Annotated in this window: 3 protein-coding genes and 1 pseudogene; all 4 read left to right on the top strand. The window is 71.2% G+C overall.

The window, feature by feature from the left end:
• Nucleotides 1-419, top strand: a pseudogene (locus tag FV222_RS18475) (XRE family transcriptional regulator); the annotation flags it as partial.
• Nucleotides 420-470: 51 nt separating this feature from the next.
• Nucleotides 471-2,036: a methionine--tRNA ligase gene (gene metG / locus FV222_RS18470; RefSeq protein ID WP_147763072.1), complete on the top strand. Its 1,566-nt coding sequence runs from the start codon at nt 471-473 to the stop codon at nt 2,034-2,036.
• Between the two features lie 62 nt (nt 2,037-2,098).
• A complete protein-coding gene (locus FV222_RS18465; protein WP_147754283.1) occupies nt 2,099-2,896 on the top strand; it encodes a TatD family hydrolase in 798 nt (265 codons plus the stop codon).
• 43 nt (nt 2,897-2,939) lie between these two features.
• Entirely contained in the window at nt 2,940-3,749 is an 810-nt protein-coding gene (locus FV222_RS18460) for an MBL fold metallo-hydrolase (RefSeq protein WP_147763071.1), read from the top strand.
• Nucleotides 3,750-4,317: the final 568 nt, after the last annotated feature.

Raw genomic sequence — 4,317 nt, 5'->3', positions numbered from 1 at the left:
CCCCGTTCCCGGCCCCGTCAGCCGAGGCGCTCGCCCGCGCCGCCGACCTGTCCGAGGGCTCGGTGGCCCGGGCGGTGGCGATGCTCGACCCGGCGATGCAGGGGCTGGTCGCCGAGATGGAGACCCTGCTGTCGCGCGCCGGGCATCCGGATTGGGGCCGCGTCCTCAAGCTCGCCGACAAGCTCGCCGGGCGCGAGGCCGAGCCCCTGTTCGCAGCCGGGCTGGAGACCGTCGAGCGCTTCGTCTCGGCCGAGCTCCATCGCCGCCGGGCGGAGCCGCCGGCCCGCCTTGCGGCCCTGGTCGAGGTGTGTGAGAAGTTCGGCCGTACGGCGCGCGAGGCCGCGACCTACAATCTCGATCGCCGGCCCGTGGTCCTGTCGCTGTTCGCGGACCTCGCCGGCGCCGTGCGGACCGGCTAGAGCATCGTCCCGACGGATCGGCGCCGATCCCTCAGAGCCGTGTATCCGGGAATGTCCGACGTGACCGCCAAAACCTTCAGCATCACCACGGCGATCTCGTATCCCAACGGTGCGCCGCATATCGGCCACGCCTACGAGGTGGTCGCCACCGACGCGATCGCCCGCTTCAAGCGCCTCGACGGCTACGACGTGCTGTTCACCACCGGCACCGACGAGCACGGCCTCAAGATCCAGCAGACGGCGTCGCGCGCGGGCACCACGCCGCGGGCCTTCGTCGACGGCATGGCGGCCCGCTTCCAGGCGGTGGCCGACCGCCTCGACTGCGCCTACGACCGCTTCATCCGCACCACGGAACCTGCCCACACCGCCGCCGCCCAGGCGCTTTGGCGGCGGATGGAGGCCAACGGCGACATCTACCTCGACACCTATGCCGGCTGGTACTCGGTCCGCGACGAGGCCTATTACGGCGAGGACGAGACCCGCCTGCTCGAGGACGGCACCCGCCGCTCGCTCGCCACCGACACCCCCGTGGTGTGGATGGAGGAGGAGAACTTCCTGTTCCGTCTCTCGGCCTATGCGGACAGGCTCCTGGCGCTCTACGAGGCGCAGCCCGACTTCATCGGCCCCGAATCGCGGATGAACGAGGTCGCGAGCTTCGTCCGCTCCGGCCTCAAGGACCTGTCCGTCAGCCGCACCACCTTCGACTGGGGCGTGCCGGTGCCCGACCGGCCGGGCCACGTCATGTACGTCTGGGTCGACGCGCTGACGAACTACCTCACCGTCACCGGCTTCCCCGACGAGGCCGACGAACGGCGCAGGTTCTGGCCGGCGGACCTGCACGTCATCGGCAAGGACATCGTTCGCTTCCACGCGGTGTACTGGCCGGCCTTCCTGATGTCGGCCGGGCTGCCGCTGCCCAAGCGCGTCTTCGGCCACGGCTTCCTGCTCTCGAAGGGCGAGAAGATGTCGAAGTCGCTCGGCAACGTCCTCGACCCGATCGACCTCGCCGACACCTACGGCGTCGACGCCGTGCGCTACTTCGTGCTGCGCGACGTGCCGTTCGGCGGCGACGGCAGCTACAGCCACGAGGCGATCATCACCCGCATCAACGCGGACCTCGCCAACGACCTCGGCAACCTCGCCCAGCGCTCGCTCTCGATGATCGCCAAGAACCTGTCCGGCGTGGTCCCGGAGCCCGGCGCCTTCACGGAGGCCGACCGGACCCTGCTCGCCGCCGCCGACGCCCTGCCGGCGCGGGCGCGGGCGCTGATGGACGACCTCGCGCTGCATGCCATCCTCGCCGAGATCTGGGCGGTGGTGGCCGACGCCAACCGCTACTTCGCGTCCGAGGAGCCGTGGAAGCTGAAGAAGACCGATCCGGAGCGGATGGGCACGGTGCTCTACGTCACCGCGGAGGTGCTGCGCGCGGTCGGCATCCTGGTGCAGCCCTTCGTGCCGCGCTCGGCCGCGAGCCTGCTCGATGTGCTGGCGGTGCCGGCCGGCCGGCGCGACTTCGCCCACGTGGGGGAGGGCGCCCGCCTGGCCCCCGGAACGCCGCTGCCGGCGCCGAGCCCGATCTTCCCGCGGTTCGAGAAGCCCGAGGCCCCGGCCGCCTGAGCCGGCCGTCTCCGCCGCATCGAATCCGCCGAACGAACCCCTCGCCCAGGCTCCCGGACCGCATGCTCGTCGACAGCCACTGCCATCTCGACTTCCCCGATTTCGCCGCCGACCTCCCCGGCGTGATCGCCCGGGCGAAGGCCGCCGGCGTCGGCGGGATGCTCACGATCGCGACGCGGGTCGCCAAGGCCGACACCTACCGCGCCATCGCCGAGGCCCACCCGGAGGTCTGGTACACGGTCGGCACCCATCCGCACGGGGCCGCCGAGGAGCCGGACGTCGCGCCGGACGTCATCGCCCGGCTCGCCGACCACCCGCGCTGCGTCGGCATCGGCGAGGCGGGGCTCGACTACCATTACGCGGACGCGGCGCCCGCAATGGTCCAGGAGCAGGTGCTGCGCGCCCACATCGAGGCCGCCCGCGTTACCGGGCTACCGCTGGTGATCCACGCCCGCGACGCCGACGAGCACATGGAGCGGGTGCTCGCCGACGAGATGGGCCGCGGCCGGTTCTCGGCGGTGCTGCACTGCTTCTCGTCCGGCGCGCGGCTGGCCGAGGCCGGGGTCGAGCTCGGCCTCTTCGTCTCGTTCTCGGGGATCGTCACCTTCCGCCGCTCCACCGCGTTGCGCGACATCGCCAGGCAGGTGCCGCACGATCGCATCCTGGTGGAGACCGACGCGCCGTTCCTCGCCCCCGAGCCGCATCGCGGGCGGACCAACGAGCCGGCCTACACCGCCGACACCGCGCGATCGCTTGCCGCAACCCTCGGCCTCGACGCGGAGGCCTTCGCGCGCCTCACCAGCGCGAATTTCCATCGCCTGTTCGCCAAGACGCAGCCGAAGGCAGGCGCGCCCGCGTGACAACCGGCGCCGTCCTCGGATACCACCCGAGCCGGAGGTCCGGATGGCGACGCTGACTTTGCGCATCCTCGGTTGCGGCTCGTCCGGCGGCGTGCCCCGCGTCGGCTACGGCTGGGGCGCCTGCGACCCGCGCGACCCGAAGAACCGCCGCCGCCGCTGCTCGATCCTCGTCGCGCGCCGGGAGGCCGACGCCGCCACGACGCTCCTCATCGACACCTCGCCGGACCTGCGCGAGCAGCTGCTCGACGCGGGCGTGACGCGGCTCGATGCGGTGCTGTTCACCCATGCGCATGCCGACCACACCCACGGCATCGACGACCTGCGCCCCCTGGTGATCCAGATGCGCGCGCGCATCCCGGTCCACGCCGACGCGCTGACGAGCGACCTGCTCCGGGCACGCTTCGGCTACTGCTTCACGACGCCGCCGGGCAGCGCCTACCCGCCGATCCTCGAGCTTCGCGACCTGCCGCACCACGAGACCGTCGCGGTGCAGGGGCAGGGCGGGGCGATCGAGGCGGAGGCGTTGCCGGTGGAGCACGGCAACGAGGCGGCCCTCGGCTTCCGTCTCGGGCCGGCCGCCTACATCCCGGATCTCAGCCTGCTGCCGGACGCGTCGCGCGCGCGCCTCCACGACCTCGACCTGCTGATCATCGATGCCCTGCGCGAGACCCCGCACCCGACCCACTATTCGGTCTCGGAGGCGCTGGCGCTGATCGACGACGTGCGCCCGCGCCGCGCGATCCTCACCAACCTGCACACCGACCTCGACCACGCGACCCTGGCGGCCAAGCTCCCGCCCGGCGTGGTGCCCGCCTACGACGGGCTGACCGTGACCCTCGACCTGCCCGCTTAGAACGGCTCGACGCCGAAGGCGGGGAGGTGAAGGCGCTCCGGACCCGTGGAACGCGGTCACCCTGGCCACCACGACGGTAGAAGCGGCGGGGTCACGTCGATCGATCCGGCAAACGAAACCGAGCGCTTTTGCAGACGCCGCTCGACCAGGAAGACCTGACGATCGAGAGACACCATCCGGCGGCACAGGCCGGATCCAGGGCCCCGTCACATGCCTGTCGCGGATTTTTCGGATTCTTTGCGCCCCCCTGTTGACGGGCGTCTGCGTGGTCCGTATACCCCGCTCATCGGCAACGGGGCGGCGGCGACGCGGACCTTTCGGAGCCGGTATCACCTCCGATGGATTGGCTGGGCAGGCCGGTGAAAACCGGACGCTCTGCTGTTTTTGTCGGTTGTGAGTGTCGGGTCCGGATTTCAGCGCTGCTGAAAACGGGGTTGACAGGGGGTCTGGGCGGGCTTAGACGCCTCCCACCGCTGAGGCGGACCACCGAGTGGTTGGTTCGGTATCACGGTTCTCCAAGACGGGCAAGGTGGTTTGGGGTTGATAGCCCTGGATTTTTGTTCGCCCC

Source organism: Methylobacterium sp. WL103 (genome assembly GCF_008039885.1).
Lineage (GTDB): Bacteria > Pseudomonadota > Alphaproteobacteria > Rhizobiales > Beijerinckiaceae > Methylobacterium > Methylobacterium cerastii.
Note: the sequence above shows the minus strand (reverse complement) of the source record. Positions and strands in the feature narration are given on the sequence as shown.

Coding starts and splice junctions, on each gene's coding strand:
- metG (WP_147763072.1), top strand. CDS start 471: ATGTCCGACGTGACCGCCAAAACCTTCAGCATCACCACGGCGATCTCG.
- FV222_RS18465 (WP_147754283.1), top strand. CDS start 2,099: ATGCTCGTCGACAGCCACTGCCATCTCGACTTCCCCGATTTCGCCGCC.
- FV222_RS18460 (WP_147763071.1), top strand. CDS start 2,940: ATGGCGACGCTGACTTTGCGCATCCTCGGTTGCGGCTCGTCCGGCGGC.